We start from the raw sequence: 18820 nt of genomic DNA, 5'->3' as shown, positions 1-18820 counted from the left end.
GATGTTAAATGTGGTGACAAAATCGTGTTTAGTAATGCCATAGACTACTTTTAAAATTAGAGTGGTAGCACCAAAATTATATTTGAAATAATAGGGTTAATATCGATATGACTTTAACCCTATTATTAATAAAAATTAGATATTACCCATGAATATCAGGCTTACTTCCTAAATTTGTATTGAAAAGTCATTATACTTCTTGACTCACCTAGCTATCAATTATGACAAAAGTGCCTTAAGCTTCGACTTGAATTTAGAGAAAGCGAATGACCGCTTTGTCGGAAAAGTGACTATTCTGGCAAGTAATAATTTCAGTTATTTTTGAGCCTAATATATTCCTTAGTAACCGTATCATTTGACTCATTAACCACAACTCAGCATACTTATTCATAAGGATAATTTAAATCTAAAAATGACGGACTATGACCATTCTTAAAACAGTTAAAATTCTCACTATTATCCCATGCTTATTCATCTTAATTTCATATTTCAACTCATCAATTGCCGATGATAAGAACAATCAGAGTATTAAAGTGGTAAGTCTAGATCAGGAGTTTATACAATATGTTCCTGAAACCAAGTTTACTATATGTGATGGCCTAGGTGATGCCTGTAAAAAGTTTTATATCGGCTTTTATCTGTCGAAGACAGAATCCAACACATCGTTAGCGCTAAAATATCTTTTAGCTGCTTATGAAAGCGGTATTGAAAATATACTAATCGATGAACCGGAAGCAAGAGATATCTACTTAACAATGACTATAGGGTCACTCTACCGTCTAAAAAATGATCTTGATAATGCGATAAAGTATACCCTGCGCTCAATAAAAGCAGGAAATGAAATTAATAGGTGTTACCTAGGTATGTTATATGACGATCAGGGTCAATATAAACAGGCTTATGAAACGGTTATAAAAGGCCATTACCCTGATTGTTATACTCTACTTGGTATATATGCTTTTAATGGTATCTATATAAATGAAGATAAAGAGCTTGCTGGAAAGTATTGGAAAAAGGCCTATGGCGATGATAGATATGGTTCGATTGAAAATGCAAATATGGCATTATATTATGAACAAACAATCGACAATAAGAAATATAAGTTTCACCTACTTAAAGCTGCGAAAACAGGCGACAGCAATGCTTTAGAAGCTTTAACAAATTCACGGTTAAATGGGGTAGCTGCGACAAAGTTATTTATTGAAGAGTCTATGGGGAGCCAGTATTGGGCTGTTTCAACAATAAAACAGAGGGTTTTTACATCAGGCTATGACTTTTATTACCGATTGAAGTATATGTTTAACCATGAAAAAAATAGACCTTGGATCAGAGACTATGATTATAATGAAAAAATCTGGGAAGAAAAGAATCAAGATGTAGAAAAATTTGTGAGAGGCAAGAGCGCCTTTATTTTTGAAGATAAAAAAATAGTATTTGAATCGACGCTCACCCAAAAAAATAGAGGCACGGTATTCGCAAAAGAGCTACAACTATTGTATGAAATATGGCTTGTTGATTTAAGCGGTGGTAAGGATGTGATTAAGCTTCATCATGAATTAGTCGGTAGATTGGTTGTGAATAATAGCTTTAAGTACCATCGAAATTTTATCCTATACGAATACGGTTTTGTTTGGTATGCGACATATAATAACATTACAAACAAGCTATACGTTGAAATACGTATTCCTGATAAGTCATAACTTGCTGTGTAATTTTGATATGTACAATCATATGGACAGCTTAAATATGTTTATAATAAGTAAGTATATAATTTGATAAATCAAGGTTTTAATGACATTGTCGGAGAAAGCGACTATTACAGCAAATAAGAACAATTGTCACTTTAGAGGCCTATTGCGGACATTAAGATTTGGTGAAACCATTATCATATATAGGTGAATATTAACCGAAATTTACTGTTCACTTGTTAGGCAGGTTTAAGCTCATAGACCTGCCGTTGATCTGTCATCACTTAATCTTAATTTAGAGCCTGATATAGTCTGATGATATTAGTTTTTGTTGCTCTAAAAGCTTAAAGGTCTCTCCTAATAAATGGGCTAAAAAATAACCTTTTAGGTTTTAAACCTTTTTTAGTTCTGCTAGTCTGAATTATTGGACTTAAATCAACTTAAACATCAAAAATAAAAAGGATTTAAAATGAAAAAATCAATTATGAGTGCAATCGTTTTCGTAATGTTAATTGCAAGTGGCGCTCCAAAAGCTTCAATGTCTTATGAGTGTTGGGCGTATGTTGGAGGAAGTCCTAGTAAAATGGTTCATGTATCTGCTGATAGCTCTTCTGAAGCAGTAAAATTAGCTAAGAAGAAAATGGATAAGCTAAAAATAAAATATAATTCTGTTAAGTGTAAATAAGGAAAATTATGGCTTTATCTGTATTTTTATTATTTTGCAAAATGACTAGATGTTTGATCATTTCTTTAAACAAATAAATGAATTATTATAATAGGGTTATTATTTAAAAATACTAACCCTGTAATTAGATCATTATTACAAATAAGTACATTAACTATTTTATAATTTGAGGGATTTTCCATCTTTTTCGACAGATAGACACTTTTTGTAGTTATTCACTTTCTCGTTAAATTCCTCCACCTTATATAATATGACGGTATTTTCAATACTGTTATCTCCAATATTTTTATCGAGTACAGCATATACAGTTATACCTAATTTAAAATATCTTTCATTATGTTTGTATAATAACTTCTGACCACTTCCATTACAAAGCTCTCCAGCAACTCCCATGATACCCTCATAGAAACAATGCTTTATGTTTTTATTTCCAATTTTAATTCTAATTGCGTTTAATATATCGTTTGCATAATACTTTTTATCAAGGTTTTGATATATTTTTATACCTGTTGGAAATCCACTGCCACTAGAGTAGTACGCTTCAATTTGTCCTATACCATCGCCAAGAAAAACAGGGCCATTTATGCCATTAAAGCCATTGTAGCCTTTATAAGTATTACCTGACAGATAAACGTAAGCACCATTCCACTTTCCATTTGCAAACGCACGATCATCTCTATCACCCCAATGATTTTCCTTATCTCCAGGCAAGTATCTTGATAATGAAAATTCTTTTACAAAACTATCATACGTTGTAGAAGACCTAAAAAATAAATTATTAGTTTCCTTATTTAGAAAATTTATAACTTCTTTAGTTGGAGGTTTAAATTCACTTTCCTTCCAATTTTCAATTTTACATTTTGTACTTACAATTTTAGCCTTTTCATTAGTGCCCTCCTTTTGCTCAGAACAACTCATGAGAAATAGTATTATAAATAATGATAAATATTTTTTATTTTTGTTAAACATTGGCTCATCCGTTAGAATTGATAATAAACGTCGAGTCTATTATTTTTTAAAGAAAAACTGTTGTAATAGGCATTACAATATAATAAAAAATATTATACAAGTTTATATTCCATCTCGATCTAAAAATTGTATTTACTAACTAGTAAATACAAACCACAAGAAAAATTTAGATACTTATGAAACCGTCGATAATAACTATTATCGACGGTTTGTTATTGCCATTATTTTGTTTGAACACATAAATTACTAATTAGCTTAATGTCCGGTTTGTCGGAACTCCTGCCGTAGAATTTAGATTTGTTAACGGCAATTCAGAGCCTATTGCGGTCATTGAGCTTCTGTGAAACAAAGAGCATATTTAAGGTGATTTAAACTGAAATACGATGGTTTTTTGTGGGGCTGGTTTAAGCTCATTGCAGTCGTAGGCGTTTGGTCTCTGGACGCTCGCTATTGCCAGAAAGGAAACATAGCAAAGTGCAAAAGTTGCACTTTTCTCACTATCACTAAAATACGATAGGTGACCTTAATAATAATCATATTTTAATACTTTGTTTGTTCTTACCCCATAGAATTTTAACCTTAACTTCTGAGCAATACAAAACTCCACTTTAGTTACCATTATTTAAGCAAATCTTAGGACGATAACTGTCCGTCTCTTCTTTTATCATTCAGTGGCTATTTTCCATAAAAGGTTACTGATTATGTTTTCAAAGTATTCCAACATTATTCCTAATAATTATTTAAAAAAACAATTTACTTTCGAAAATGGAAATAACTTTCCGCTGCAAAAATTACTATTGGATGAAGAGGCATTAGCCCCAATGTTGCTGTTACAAGCATTGCATCTTGCCGAAAGTGCGAAAATTGAATTAGGAATTAAAGTAGAGTTCATCGCAAAGCATACTGAAGCGTTTGTTCTTCAAATAGATGAATTTTGTGACTCTGAACAAACCCACTTTGAACGTAAGGCTTTGGAGCGATTGTTACATATTTCAGCAAAAGACTTTTTATCATTAAAGTTCCCTGATGGAAATGATGATTTTGCCAATGAAAATATCGCTAATGAATTCTGTCATTTCTATCGTGAATTTTTACTTAATCAATATGAGCCATATGAAAGTATCGAAGATACCTCATTTATCGTAAAGGTATACGAAGGATACCAAAAAAGCATATATCAACAACCATGTTCACTTATCGGTTCTTCACTCAATCAACCCTGTCGAACAGTGGATCAATTGGAACTGTTAGTCGAAACTAGAAAAGATATTCAATTTGATAGCGATGGTACCGATATAGATTTTGAGTATGAATTATTAAATAATACAGAAGAAAAAATACAATTAATTGAAAAGGCATCGTTCACTCTAAAAGATGTATTGGGTAACCCCTCATCTTCATTTACATCATTTATTGAACGCTTACAGCTTATTTCTAAAAGCATGTACAAGAACAAGTCTTTAGATGAACTTGCTGTATTATCGGCTATATCAACATCACGTCACAATAGAGATATATTTTCATCAGCTTTGAAGGTAAAGCATGATCTGATGTTTCCTAAAAAAGTTAACTTATTCCTGCAAAATGTGAGTGATAGCATTGATCCTAGGTTGTATTCAAGTGGTGAAGATGAAGGGAAAAGCTGGTTTCAATCTGATCTTAAAAAAATATCTTATAAATCATTCAGTAATGACTTGGTCAAGTTCATTTTGGACTCTGTTCAGTGTAATGATGGAAAATATTCCTTTGACTGTTTGCGAGTAATAGAAGCAATTAAAATAATGGCGTGTAATGATGATTTCCCTATATTTAAGGAGTTCTATCTTTTAAATCAACGGTTAGGCTTGCAAAAAGAAAAGAAATTCATTCTCAAGTCGGTTAAGAAAACGTTAGATAAAACTATCGTTGGTATCGATAATGCGAAACAAGCGCTTATTGATACTTTAAGAGGTCGATTAGAGGGAATTCCTACTGTTCAACGTGGTCCTGTTTTTATTTATGGAGCTTCTGGGGTGGGCAAAACATCGTTAGTTAAATCCTTTGTTAAGGCGGTTAATAAAGAAATGGCAGATAGTTATGATTTTCAGGTAATCAATATGGAGCAGTACCAGCACAAAGGCTCTGCAATGCAACTATTTGGCTCCGGCTTTCAGTATAATATTGCAAACCTCGGCACACTAACAATGCCAACAGAATTTCAACCCAAGCGCGTTATATTGTTTGATGAAATAGAGAAGGCGCATCCGCACACGATAACTTCATTATTAACATTACTGTCAGATCATGAGGCTAAAGATAATTCATCACTGAGAATGGTCGATTTTAGTCAATGCATCTTTGTTTTTACATCTAATTTAGGACAAAATTTTTTTGATTTCAATAACGATATAGCAGTTGATTTTCAATCTGTGTTGGCTGGAGCTTTACCCCCTGAGTTTATTAGCCGAATAGCCTTAGGATATGCCGCCCACTGCAAAATGTTAGCGCCTAATCAACTCATTCAACTTATAGATGAGGTTGCCGAGGAATTAACGAGTAGTACAGAATATTGTCTTGGGAATGATTTATCAAAAGCCATCGCTACTATGGCCGCTTCATTAAGTCCTAGAGCAATATTAGGACAAGCATCTAAATTAATGGCAATTATTGCAAAAGAATTAGATGAGGTTACAGGTGAACTTGAAAATAAAGCGGTCAAGGTTAATTTTACATTTTCGTCGAATGACTCATGTTATATCGATTTTGTAAATCAAAACTACGGCAGAAGTTGGAAAGCTAACTTTTCAATTAACACGCAATGTGCGCAAAACCAAATTAATATTAACATTGTCTTTGATGACCTTAATGTTCTGATCAAGCGTGATGATATGGCTCTTCCATTTTTGAATTTTATTGAGAATTCGACGTCGACTTTTAATGATATTATCGGGCAAAATGAGTCTATTGATCTTTTGACCGATATGGTTGATAAAATGAATCAGCTAAAACCAAATGAACAAAACATTAAGCTACCCAAAGGCATTTTATTATCAGGTAGTCCAGGTACCGGAAAAACTCATCTAGCCCGGGCTGTTGCTAATCGTTATCAAGGTGTATTTATACAGGTTAATGCATCTGAACTTACGATAGGCGATGCTGATAAAAACATCAAATTACTTTTTGATATTGCGCAAAAATATGCGCCTAGTATCATGTTTATAGATGAAATAGAAACTATTACTGCAACGCGAGAGCCAGGTAGACTCGCTCATAACTTAATGGTTAATTCGTTATTAACCCGTCTTGATGGTTTTGATCAGTCGCCAGCTCAAGTTGTTGTTATAGGTGCGACTAATAATCACACAGTTATCGATCCCGCTATTACTCGATCAGGGCGATTAGAACAACTTATAGAGTTAAGCTACCCTAACGAAATTGAGCTGTGCTCCTATATAGAAGACAAGTTGTCAGCTAATAATTTACAAGGATTAAGCAATAGCTTTAAGAACGAAATTACCCAGCAGCTCTCAGGTTTGCCCGTTTTGTCTGTTGAAACAGTATTAAATAATGCGTTCAACCATATCGCTAGTTTTAATACTTCTACTGAACAAGCGTTATCAGAAGCATTAATCAACTTTTTAGCTGGAAATATAAACCTGAATGATATTAGGCACAAAGATGATGAAATATCTATTGCCTATCATGAAGCTGGTCACGCTTTAGCTATCGCTATGCTATTTTCGCCTGAGCATGTTTTTGCCATAGACACTAACAACAGAGGGAAAGTTGAAGGTTTTGTATTAAGTAATAATTATCAACAAACGCATGCAAATAATCGATTGTTAATGAAAAAGGAACTGCAAGTTTATTTAGCGGGTAGAGCGGCTGAACTTTTATTTTGGCAATGTGATGATAGATTAACTTTTGGGACTGCCAATGATATATCCAAGGCAACAAGCTATGTAAAAAAAGCAATTGTGAAGTGTGGTTTATCACTAAACTCACAGATTATTGACTATCAACAGTTCTCTCCAACACAATTAGAGATCCAAGAAGAGGTGAAGTTATGGTTGAACGATGCTCATGAAAAAGTGTCAACTTTATTAAGTGATAATCTCGATACTTTAGAACGTTTAGCCAATGACCTGATAAAGCACAAAACTATATTTAACAATGATTTTAAAAAACTTGTTGAGTATAAAAAAGTATCGAGATTTCATTAATCGGATTTATTCAGCGGAAATAGGTGAAATGGTGATGTTTTAAGGTATTCCTAAGGCTTTAAAAGATCTCGAATATAAAACCGCTTAAACAATAGGGTATTGTGATGACCATAAATCTCTTGGAAGCTTCTTTGATAAATTCAAACTTGATTTTTCAGTGAAATCAGCGTATTATCGGTGTGTTTGTTTAAGTTGGATGACTTAAGCAAACACTATACCTCTATAGTAATAGAGAGGGCTAAGAAGGAATATTAGCTAAAGTCACATGATGTGAAACTAAAGTAAAAGACAGGTAGCAATTAGGGAAATTGCAATAAAGGAATTTATTAACTTCAATGAACGAAGTATATCTGAAGTGGCTAGGAAGCCAGATTTAAAAACAAGATGATAAAGGTGAACATCAGAATTAATATTTTGAGGGTTTACTGCGAATTTTTTATCTCTTTGTTTTTTCTTAACTTTAGGGGCTAATTATGTCAAACAAATCTGAACGTATGTATTACATCCAACAATTTATTCTACCTTCAATCTATCCTTCTTTAGAAAAAAATAAAATATTTAATAAATCTTATAGCACTAATCAAATCTTTAATTTCTTAGATAATTCATTACACCGCACCAGTTTACGAACTGTAAGGCGTGATTTAGAATGCTTAATGGCTTCAAGTCGTATCCATAAGTCTTCTATCAACAACCATTCTAAGTACTACGTTCCTGCTGAATCAAAACACGGCACAATCATAGGCAATCTTCCTCGCCAGCGAACTTTAGTTGCTTCAAATCACGATCTTTCTATCATTAATAATATATCGTCATACAAAACAAATTTTCCTTCTAGTCTAACTGACATCGAGGTAGATGGCCGCTTCATAGAAAAGCATGGTTACCTCTCATTCATTCCAAATCAAGACACTAAAGATAAAGTTAACGTGATAAAAGAAGCACTAAAGCAACAATCTCGTCTGTTATTTGGATATGAAAAACATGCTGACGGTGAAGTGTTGGTTAAAGAAATAAATCCTATTGGTGTTATTAATGACTGTGGAAACTACTTAATAGTAGGGACAAAAGTTGGTCAAGGCATTGAAGGTGAAAGGCGTTATAAAATATCTAAAATGAAAAATATTAAAGTACTTAATAGCGTGAAATTCTTTCCTCAAATATCTCAACAGCAAGCAACGGAAATATTACATAGTGGCCGCGAAGATTACCTTATATCTAGCTCTATCAATAATAAAGTTCATCTTATTTTAAAAAAAGATGCCGCAGATTTATTTTCGGCGGGGTTAATCGATGGCGCAACTGATTGGCAATTTAGATGGCTAGATAAAAAGGAAAAAATAGCCGAATTAACATTTAGTTGTACAATTTCGGTAAATTTTCTTAAAGGGTTACTCTGCTTTGGTTCAGCTATTCAAATAGTCGGACCAAGTTGCTTAAAAGAAGCACTCGCTATTCAAAACCAAGTAGAGCCTCACTCACGTAAAAACGCAATGCATAGCTTGTTTAACTTAAGTTGCTAATCCAAAATCTGTCATTGTTATTACTAAAGATTTAACTAAGGGACTAAACCTGTCCCTACTCTTCTTTATGGTGTTAATCACGGTTACATAGCTCACTAGGGTTAGTACCTAACAAAACATTCGATCAAAATAGGAACTACAATGATAAAAAATATTAATTACTTTCTGCTTTATACTATTCGCATTAACAACAAGAGCAAGCCTTATTGTAGATACAAACAACAACAGTTACATAGATTCATTAACAGGTATTGATTAGATGGATTTCGGCATAAATAACGGCCAATCTTTCGACTATGTTTCAAGCCAGTTTAGCGCGGGTGTTGAATATGATCACTGGCGACTCCCTAACACAGAAGACGTTTATACCATGTGGGCACATGTAGAAAACCTTCCTCCATAATAATCTCCTTACAGTATTACGGGGTTTTCTATGGTTAAAACTAATGTCTCAAAAATAAAGGTGGCATTGCTAAGTGTAAAAAAAATGTAAGGCATAAAAAACAATCTGTTAGTATAACTCGCTTAGTACTTCTTAAGAAAAGTACTGGCTTTATTTGAAACATTTAATGACTTTCAGTGAAGCCTCCGAGTGAAGTGAATAATAAAGTTAGGTAATCTCATAATAAATATTAAAAAGTTTTGATCATACATTTAAAAATGGACTTTTTTTGCAATTAGTAGATATGTTTTAGTCGTAGATACTAGCAGTTTATTTTTAATTATTTCAAATAAAACAGGGAATTAAGCTAGTGAGAACAGTTGTGTTTTGTGAGGAAGTTATTTCATTTCAAGCGGTTTCAAAAGTTAAAACTATTGGAGGTTTTCTCATTTCATATGTTCCTATTGAGTCAGGAAAAATTAATGTAGGATTCAAGCAATGAAAGCGCTTCTAATTATCTATACAGTTTTATATATTCTTCTAGAGGTGGCTTTTAGATCAAGACTTCTTGATGCAATAGGGACTGTGTCTGATCCTTTAACAGTCGGAAGCCTTGAAATAACAGGTAGATTAATTGCGTCTCTAGGATTTTCTGTATTAATCATCTCGAAGTTTGAACTAGGGAAAACAAAAATACATAAGGTTTTTTATAAATCTTTTGTATATGTATTATCATTTGTAGTGTTCTTTTATGCTCAAAAATTTGCAGTAGACTATGCAATATCCCAATTTCCAGATGATTTCAAAAAGAAATCAATTCTTCTTACCACTTTCAAGGAAAATGTTTTCTACGATAAAGATTCTATAGAAGGCATCTCAAAAGACGATGGTACTTCATCTGCCAATGAAAAGATTTTTCTTGCCACACTACCTATTGTAAATGTAGCTAATAAAAAACACATTGATGAATTAAATGATAACTCAAGAAATCTATTCAATAATAACATTCTCGCAAAAATCGATAATGCAGATGATGGATTAGCCCGTTTTGAGAAAAAAGCTATATCAAAAAAAATTATAAGTATATGGTCTAAATATAAGTCAGTTACTCAACAGTCAAACAAACCATCTGCTTATACAAAAAATAAACACAAAAGAATCGCAAATGATAAATACGACTACGCAACAATGGATATTCGACTGTCTTATAAGCGATATAGAGCTTTAATTGGCAAGCTAAAAAGGAAATATGAGTTTCAGGGCTACTACCCTAGTTTCTCTAATAGCCTAGACTCCTTGGATGAGTTTTCTTCTGCTTTTGAAAGAAAGCTTGTTTCTCGGTGGGGAGGTGAAGTGAAATCATTGATGAATGCTGGAAGCGCGGAAGTATCGGGTACTTTAGACAACAAGAATCTTAATTGGAAGCCAACTTTTGAGAGATACAATAAAAAAGTAGTCGCAGCTTCTAAAGGTGTTTGCCTCAAGAGCAATAAAGAGCCTAGGCTTGTGCGAACAGATAGATCTAAGATCTTTTACAACAAATTGGAGCGCACCTCTAAAGATAAAAGTGCAAAATTTGGAGTTGTTACTATCAAAGGGAATAGTCTTTCTCGGTTTTACGAAATAGATAATAGCTCGATTGGAAACAAATTTTCGATTTGCGATATCAGTGCTAGCCAAAGCTTAGTGCGTAATGAACTAACAAAATTAGTAACATATGTAGATAAAAACTTTTTCGGATTTAATAAGAGTCAATTAACTTACTCTAAATTTCTTAAGACAAAATATGGGAAAAAAATAGTATCTCATACCTTTAAAAGATATGGTGTTACCGTCCCATATGGATATGATCACTCAAACAAAAGAGCTTTTTACAAATACTATAAAAGTTCTTTAGCTAATGAGTTACAAACAAGTCTTAATCAACATATGAGTAGTCTTATTGGAATTAGAGCAAATGAATACGTTAACAAATATGGGAATGTACCTAGAAATTTAAATGAGTATGAATTCTATAAGTTGCCAGCGTTCAAGTTGTTTTTACAAAAGACTTTTTGGAATATGCCTACAAAAAATGGATATATTCTAATGGATCATAAAGGTGGAGATTCTTACAAATACTTTACCTATGATCCTAAAAAGGTTTTGAAAAAATATATTAAAAATAGAGAATCATACAATGGAGCATACTTATTTCAAGTTTATAATGGCAAAGTTAGTGATAAAAAAGTCTTGGAAACCTATGCAAAAAGCATTGTAGTTCCAATCTTTGTATTACTTATTTCAACTATTATGATTATTTTTAACATTATAAATCTAATTTCTTTATCTTTAGATACTAGCGGCATCCACAACAAACTTCGTATTTCCTTCGGGATAACAACTTTAATTGTGGTTTTGTCATTCTTCAATAATAACGAAAAATATAACGATTATTATGCTGGATTAGAAAGTAATACGAATAAAGATGTAATTAGAATAGTAAATATTTTGCAGACTTCAAGTCTCTTATTTGACATTGTTGGGATTCTAAATAAGCCTATTAACCATCTTCTTGATAGCGTTATTGAGACATACGTTGTAGATCATGTTGATGGAAATGAATTATTAAAACTATATAAGTAATAAGACAATATAAAGAGCTAATTGATGCCTCAGTTTATAAAAATAAAACAGAAGAACAAATGGATTTATTTAGCGAATAACGTCTATTTTTCAAAAAAATAATATAAAGGAACTTATATGTCAACAATTGCATTGAAAATAGAGGATCTAAAAGCAATATTTGTAACCAACCCAACCGTTCGAAAATTCAAGCACGGTTACTTAGAAAACAAGAAACTATGTTGGTTTCTAATTACTATATTGGTTGTAAGAACATTTTTTGGTAGCTACTATCACATACCAACATCATCAATGAATCCTAATTTGATGGAAGGAGATATTGTGCTTGTAAACAAACTGGCTTATAACGTAAAAATTCCGTTTACTGACGTTTATTTTAAGTTGGGTTCTCCTGAGCGTGGAGACATCATCACGTTTGATAAAAGGGAAATCAACATGGCGAAAAGAATCGTAGCTATTGGTGGTGATACAATCCAATTTATTGACAATAGACTTTATGTTAATAATAAGGTGACAAAATTGGAGAAAACCAATAATGAATTAGTTGATGGTAAAAGATTTAAACGACAAGAGAAATATGAATTCATAGCCTTTAAAGAGACTGATAATCAAGATTATACATATGACATAGTCTATGCAAAGGGATTATCAAAAGAATATTTGAAAAAATTGATTACAAATTCTAAACCTTATGTTGTTCCGAAAGATAGATATTTTGCTTTGGGAGATAATAGAAACTTAAGTAAGGATAGTAGATATCTTGGGACCGTTCATCAGAAGGATATTATTTCAAAGATAGAATATGTGGCCTTTAATTATTATTCAGTGTGGAATTATGTATTTGGAGATATTGATTCGTTGAGACTTTTTGAATCAAAGTAATACAAAAGAGATCGTTTCATATTTTCTACAGAGTAAACACTATCCTAGAAAGGTAAAATTCAAGGAAGATAATTTACTTGTTGGTTATTTAGTAATGGAGGATTAACGATATGAGAAGAACACATCTAGATAATAAATATAAAAAAGTGACTCTAATGTCTACTATTGTGAATGTTTTGGATTTGAGAAAAAACATATTGAGGTTATTTAACCTAATAGTAAGGATTATAGATCACTTTAGTTTTGAAATGAAATTGGCTGAAGAAAAATCAGATCAAAAAAAGCTTGATGAAAATCAGGCCCGCAAAGAAAGAATGGAATATTATGAATTATCAGTGTCACAGAAATATAAGGTATTTGAAACAACAATCAAAAAAAATGCGTTGAACTCAATACAGCGTGGCCTTCTTATTGGTGGAATTTTCGGAGGTATTGTTGTAATGATTAAAGGGGGCGGGAGTGTTGTTGGTATTGGTGACGTGCTCTTTGATATTAGTTTATTTGCAATTATAGGAGCAGTAATTATGGGGATATTGTCGGTAATTATAATAGCAATTAAAGCGCCTGCATGGCTTCATCAACAGACTAAAAATGAACCTGAAGGCCCCCCTATTGAAACAAATATTAAAGAAAAAACTTATCATTCCAAACGATTAAGTAGAAATGAGAAAGTTGATCAAAATAACAGTACAAAGGAGAGAATAAAGCAGCGAATGAAGCAGAGGGAAAAGAGGTTTAGTGATTAAGTCGCTCAGGGCCTTTGCCATAGAACATATGCTGGTGTCAGCTATCTGGGACTTCCCAGTAATATAACTCTAATATTCATTAGAAAATATATTGTGAAAGACTTACTTATAAACTCAGAATGTGAACGGCGGTATGTTTAGGTTTGTTTGTCATCAGCCACCAAAAACAAACCTAGAAGCACCCTCGATGCTATCCGGCTGATGTCGAACAAAGCTCCATTGTGGAAACCGCGTGAACTAGATACTTACTATGGGGATTGTTATATTGTGGTTGGTTGTTATATGAGAAAACACTGAAGTCATTGAAGGTTGATAAGCTATTTTATTGAGCATAAATCACTTTTATGTGGCTTTTCTTAGTTTGAGTATAGTTTATTTTGTCGATTTCTTTTCTTTAGGCAAAGCTACCCCTTATCAAGTATTCGATAATTTTTAATGCCTTGTCACGACTATTAATTCACAAGTTTCATCGGTGGTGCCCGAGGTTTCAACTGACTGATTAATATTTCGTTGATCATCATCGGCCCGCCACATTCTGGGCAGACAAAGATTGGCTCTTGCTTAATAGGCTTTTCTTCAACTAAGTCCTTAGTTTCAGGAATGACTTCAATCACGTTGAGCAATTGACGAACCTTCACCAAATTCTGTTTACAGCCCGTATTGGCGATCAAACCATAGTGACGAATGCGATGAAAACCTGAAGGTAGTGTGTGTAGCAAAAACCTGCGAATAAACTCATCGTTATCTAACGTCATGGTTCGATAACGGCTAGCCGTTTTGGCGCGGTAGTTTTTACAACGAAACGTCACACCATTGCAATCACACTTAACTAAGCGGCTATTCGATATGGCTACTCGATGGGTATAGCGCGACAAGTAGGCGAACACAGCTTTTGGCCCAGCAAAAGGACGCTTAGCATAAACAACCCACTCTTTTTTACGTAATGGGTTAAGCCATTTAGCAAACAATTTCTCATCCTCAAGTGGTTTATCACGGCCGAAAAACATCAGTGAGTTACTTTGATATGCTAGATATAGTTTTTCAAGATACAAACGTCTAAACAATCTCGATAGCACGCGAACAGGGAGAAAGAACCCTGATTTACATGATACCCAGTGCTCACCATCAGCAGATAACCCACCACCAGGAACAATACCATGCACATGTGGGTGATGAGTCATCGCAGAGCCCCACGTATGTAGTACAAATGTCACACCAAGTTTGGCCCCAAGACGTTTTACATCCCCGCCAATCGTCAGTAATGTCTCTGCGGCTACTTTCAACAATAAACCATACATCACCGACTTGTTGTAATACGCTAAGTTGGCAACCTCTTTAGGCAAAGTGAACACCAAGTGATAATAGTCCACGGGCAACAGTTGCGCTTGTCGAGCTTCAAGCCACCTTTTTGCCGAGCTTGCTTGGCACTTTGGGCAATGACGATTACGGCAGGAATTGTAAGATATGTGAGTGTGCTCACATGCTTGGCAACGTAATATATGTCCACCGAGCACTTGCGTTCGACAGTTTTCAATCGCTGACATGACTTTCAATTGACTTAAACTTACATGCCCTTGATGAGTGTCACGCCATTGCTGTCCATGATGACGAAATATATCGGCTATTTCTAATTGAGGACGAGTCATGGTGAATACTCACGACTTGTCCTTATCTTTTGTCTTATCCTTGTTTTCTAAGGCATCGAGTGGACTGATAACTTCACGTAATAAGTTAGTAGCGACTTGCGCGTACAAAGCGGTAGTGCTTAATCGAGAGTGCCCAAGTAACACTTGAATGACGCGAATATCAACATGAGCTTCGAGTAAGTGCGTAGCAAAGCTATGACGTAAAGTATGCATCGAAACTTTCTTTGTTATACCTGCCAGTTTAGCTGTTTCTACACATATTCGGCTTAATTGACGAGCGGACATATGATTAATGGGATCAAGCCCTGGAAACAGCCAACCTTCACGATGCATTTGTCCATACCTATTGGCAAATACCCACCAATGTCGTAAATGCTCATGCAAGGCGGGAGATAGCTTTGCATATCTATCTTTGCTTCCTTTGCCTTGCTCAACACGAAGTACCATACGTTCTTTGTCTACATCACTGACTTTGAGTGATACCACCTCACTAACCCGAAGCCCAGCGCCATAGGCTACAGAGAATGCCGCATGATATTTGGGATGAACAGCAGCCGCAAGAAAGCGTTTCATCTCTTCAAGGTTTAATACGATAGGTAAGTTACGTGCCACGGGTATAGTGTGTAACTTAGAGACAATTTGTGAGTTGTCTAACGTGATTTGATACAAGAATTTCAAGCCAGAAATGATGCCATTAATGGTTGTTCCTGAAACTCCATCATTCACCAAAAACAATTGAAATTCACGCAACTCTTCACGCGTAGCATTCTCAGGTGAATGTTGTAAATACTCACATAAACGATTAATGGCTCGGATGTAAGATATTTGGGTTTTTACGGCAAACTTACGCAGACTCATATCTTCGTTAATGCTCTGACGAAGGACTGGGGGGAAATGTACTGAAATCTTCATAGTAAATACTCCTAGCAAATTGAGGCGGAATACCTCAATACTAAGAGTAGAAAAGAATACAAAAGTTAGAAGTTGATACAGGGCTTGCAAAAAACGCCATTACCGCGCGAGCGGTTTAGTTCTATGGTGGCTTAGTTGTCCATCAATACAAAGCTCGATCTATGTATTAAAGATTCAATAAATAGCCATAAATCCTATTGATATTAATGACCGCTTTGTCGGAAAACCGACCATTAATAGCTATACTTATAGTCCCTTTATAGAAGGATAACTATCATGTATCAAATCATTCCGTACACACCTAAACCTACTTGGAACAAAGGTAAGCTTATAGGGCAAAAGTTACCATTGAAGCTTGAGGAAATATGGTCAATTAGAACTAGGTTAGATATTAGCAACAATCTCAGAGAGCTAACTATGTTTAACCTAGCTCTAGACTGCAAACTCAGAGCATGCGATTTTGTTAAATTGAAAGTTAGAGATATAGCTCATGGGACAACGGTTCAATCTAGAGCAATACTTGTCCAGCAAAAAACAGGCAAGCCAGTTCAGTTTGAAATTACACCCAAAACTAGAGTTGCCATTACGTCTTGGATCAAATCTAATTACTTAAGAACGAGTGATTATCTTTTTCCAAGTCGAGTAAAAAATAGTGAGCATCTATCTACTCGACAATATTCCAGAATAGTAAAACGCTGGGTTACAAGTATTGGACTCGATCCAACTGCGTATGGAACACATTCGATGAGAAGAACGAAAGCATCACTTATTTACAAACGCACTAAGAATTTGAGAGCAGTACAAATTTTATTGGGTCATACCAAGCTAGAAAGTACAGTACGATACCTTGGCGTTGAGGTTGATGATGCGCTTGAACTATCTGAGCATACCGATATTTAGACAATATTCATAATAGGCATGGACGCTTTGAATTTTGAGTTGTTTATTACCGTGTTCTCGCTGGCTTTGGCTGTTATATGATTCAAAATTATTTATTTTGTTAAGGCTAAATAAATATTAAGTTAACTTTTTAATACCACCATCAAACGTTCCTTTATACAAAGCCTCTTCTTTATCAGTATAAATAAAATATTCATCTGAAAATGATGTTGGGGTTCCGTTAGCTTTAGAAGCTCTTTTCTTTAATAATTCCACTGCTTGCTCAAGGTCATCAAATTCATCAATAAAATAATCACTGTAATCATATTGGTCATACCCCAACACCCTATATTTACCATGAGATGCTTTTCGTGAAAATTTATCTATGGTATTTGCATTATCTTTCATGCTGTTATTCATTTTTTTCCTTATAGTTAACCGTCATATATTGAGCAAATAATAATATTTTCATGTTACCATCAATTAATTGATTCGATGTGTTTTTTTATTAAAAACAAAAGGAATGAGAGATGAAAGTAATCTTTTCACATGGTAAGGAAAGTGGCCCTTGGGGCAGTAAAATAACCAAACTTGCTAACGTAGCCAAAGAATTAGGCTTTGATGTTGATAGCATAGATTATACTGGCATAACCAGCCCTGATGAACGTGTAATAAAGCTAAATAATTACCTAAATAATGAAACTAAATCTTATATTTTAGTTGGCTCAAGTATGGGTGGGTATGTTTCTCTTGTTGTAGCACAAACTAATAAACCATTAGGCACCTTTCTGTTAGCTCCTGCTCTATTTATGACCGACTATGAGCAGCAAACCTACACAATAGATTTAAAGCAGCTAGAAATCGTTCATGGGTGGTCTGATGATATTATTCCAGTAGCACATTCAATTAAATATGCTCAACAAGCACAATGTTCATTACATTTAATTGATGGTGACCATCGGCTTAATTCATCAATTGAACAGGTAATGGGTCTATTTCAAGTGTTTTTGAAAAATATTAATGACAGTATGTAAAAGAAAATGATAGTCACTTTGAGCCTTGAGTTGCCGTTTCGAAATCACTTCAATTGATTTACCAGCACCGATTCAGCATAATTTATAACCGTGTTTAAAAAAGGACTTAATTTGTTCACTGTCGAATGTGCAAGAGGATATAATCACACTATTAAAAGCTATGATGTCCTTGAAATCCCGTACAAAAAATGGCTGTTAATTCTTGAGTTAGGAGAGAATTTTGGCTGGCAACCAACAGGAACTGTCTTTAGCGAAAGGATAGACAGGCTTCGCGAACAGTTACCACTAGATAAACAAGATTATGAGCCTAGAGACTGGTATTGGTCAAAAATTTTTATGGAGGATGATGCGCTAGCATTAGCTGAAGTATTAAAGGCATATTTAAAACATGGAAATATCGAATCAAATAAAAATTTCATTAAAAAAATATCCAAATTCTTATCCGGTGACAAATCAAAAACATTTACTGTTCATAGTGAGTTGGATGAGAAATACATCAAAACGATTATAGAGTTTTTATTGAGAGGCGAATTCCAGTTTGCTTTTGATGATTAGTCAAAGGACGTTTTTGAGCCTAAAGCCGCCATTAAGAAATAAACTATAATTTAATAAATTGCTTAAGGTTTAATCCTTTACTGTTTAATATC

Annotated in this window: 15 protein-coding genes; 11 read left to right on the top strand and 4 right to left on the bottom strand. The window is 34.0% G+C overall.

Features of this window, described 5'->3' with window-relative positions:
- The first annotated feature begins 422 nt into the window (after positions 1 to 422).
- Positions 423 to 1700, top strand: coding sequence for a lipopolysaccharide assembly protein LapB (locus H4J70_RS08395; protein WP_182250905.1), 1278 nt, complete (start codon positions 423 to 425; stop codon positions 1698 to 1700).
- Between the two features lie 457 nt (positions 1701 to 2157).
- Positions 2158 to 2373, top strand: coding sequence for a hypothetical protein (locus tag H4J70_RS08390; RefSeq protein ID WP_182250921.1), 216 nt, complete (start codon positions 2158 to 2160; stop codon positions 2371 to 2373).
- Positions 2374 to 2532: 159 nt separating this feature from the next.
- On the opposite strand, the gene H4J70_RS08385 is transcribed toward H4J70_RS08390, so the two are convergent.
- Positions 2533 to 3342 (bottom strand): hypothetical protein, encoded by an 810-nt coding sequence (locus H4J70_RS08385; protein WP_182250920.1) that lies wholly within the window; start codon positions 3340 to 3342, stop codon positions 2533 to 2535.
- 701 nt (positions 3343 to 4043) lie between these two features.
- Here H4J70_RS08385 and H4J70_RS08380 point away from each other — a divergent pair.
- The 6 genes from H4J70_RS08380 to H4J70_RS08355 all read left to right on the top strand — a co-directional run bounded on the left by H4J70_RS08380 (position 4044) and on the right by H4J70_RS08355 (position 13702).
- Positions 4044 to 7544 carry an AAA family ATPase gene (locus tag H4J70_RS08380; RefSeq protein ID WP_182250919.1) on the top strand — a complete coding sequence of 1167 codons (3501 nt, stop codon included), beginning with the start codon at positions 4044 to 4046 and terminating at the stop codon, positions 7542 to 7544.
- A 473-nt stretch (positions 7545 to 8017) separates the two neighbouring features.
- Positions 8018 to 9067 carry a WYL domain-containing protein gene (locus H4J70_RS08375; protein ID WP_182250918.1) on the top strand — a complete coding sequence of 350 codons (1050 nt, stop codon included), beginning with the start codon at positions 8018 to 8020 and terminating at the stop codon, positions 9065 to 9067.
- A 259-nt stretch (positions 9068 to 9326) separates the two neighbouring features.
- Positions 9327 to 9470 (top strand): hypothetical protein, encoded by a 144-nt coding sequence (locus tag H4J70_RS08370; protein ID WP_182250917.1) that lies wholly within the window; start codon positions 9327 to 9329, stop codon positions 9468 to 9470.
- A 477-nt stretch (positions 9471 to 9947) separates the two neighbouring features.
- Entirely contained in the window at positions 9948 to 12074 is a 2127-nt protein-coding gene (locus H4J70_RS08365; RefSeq protein WP_182250916.1) for a hypothetical protein, read from the top strand.
- A gap of 117 nt (positions 12075 to 12191) precedes the next feature.
- Entirely contained in the window at positions 12192 to 12956 is a 765-nt protein-coding gene (gene lepB, locus H4J70_RS08360) for a signal peptidase I (protein WP_182250915.1), read from the top strand.
- Positions 12957 to 13066: 110 nt separating this feature from the next.
- Positions 13067 to 13702, top strand: coding sequence for a hypothetical protein (locus H4J70_RS08355; RefSeq protein WP_182250914.1), 636 nt, complete (start codon positions 13067 to 13069; stop codon positions 13700 to 13702).
- A 452-nt stretch (positions 13703 to 14154) separates the two neighbouring features.
- On the opposite strand, the gene H4J70_RS08350 is transcribed toward H4J70_RS08355, so the two are convergent.
- Together H4J70_RS08350 and H4J70_RS08345 are read right to left on the bottom strand one after the other, a co-directional pair.
- Positions 14155 to 15348 (bottom strand): IS91 family transposase, encoded by a 1194-nt coding sequence (locus H4J70_RS08350; RefSeq protein WP_182250913.1) that lies wholly within the window; start codon positions 15346 to 15348, stop codon positions 14155 to 14157.
- A 9-nt stretch (positions 15349 to 15357) separates the two neighbouring features.
- A complete protein-coding gene (locus H4J70_RS08345) occupies positions 15358 to 16260 on the bottom strand; it encodes a tyrosine-type recombinase/integrase (protein WP_182250912.1) in 903 nt (300 codons plus the stop codon).
- A 276-nt stretch (positions 16261 to 16536) separates the two neighbouring features.
- Between H4J70_RS08345 and H4J70_RS08340 the strand changes: the two genes are divergently transcribed.
- Positions 16537 to 17160, top strand: coding sequence for a tyrosine-type recombinase/integrase (locus tag H4J70_RS08340; RefSeq protein ID WP_182250911.1), 624 nt, complete (start codon positions 16537 to 16539; stop codon positions 17158 to 17160).
- Positions 17161 to 17277: 117 nt separating this feature from the next.
- On the opposite strand, the gene H4J70_RS08335 is transcribed toward H4J70_RS08340, so the two are convergent.
- On the bottom strand, positions 17278 to 17559 hold the full coding sequence (locus H4J70_RS08335) for a hypothetical protein (RefSeq protein ID WP_182250910.1): 282 nt from the start codon (positions 17557 to 17559) through the stop codon (positions 17278 to 17280).
- Positions 17560 to 17669: 110 nt separating this feature from the next.
- On the opposite strand from H4J70_RS08335, the gene H4J70_RS08330 reads away from it, so the two are divergent.
- Both H4J70_RS08330 and H4J70_RS08325 read left to right on the top strand, forming a co-directional pair.
- A complete protein-coding gene (locus H4J70_RS08330; RefSeq protein ID WP_182250909.1) occupies positions 17670 to 18173 on the top strand; it encodes a YqiA/YcfP family alpha/beta fold hydrolase in 504 nt (167 codons plus the stop codon).
- A gap of 111 nt (positions 18174 to 18284) precedes the next feature.
- The gene (locus tag H4J70_RS08325; protein WP_182250908.1) at positions 18285 to 18728 is read left to right on the top strand and encodes a hypothetical protein; all 444 of its coding nucleotides are present in this window, start codon (positions 18285 to 18287) and stop codon (positions 18726 to 18728) included.
- The last annotated feature ends 92 nt before the right edge of the window (positions 18729 to 18820 follow it).

The organism is Colwellia sp. BRX8-9, assembly GCF_014077245.1.
GTDB lineage: Bacteria > Pseudomonadota > Gammaproteobacteria > Enterobacterales > Alteromonadaceae > Colwellia_A.
The sequence above is the reverse complement of the archived record's forward strand: the minus strand, read 5'-3'. Positions and strand labels throughout refer to the sequence as shown.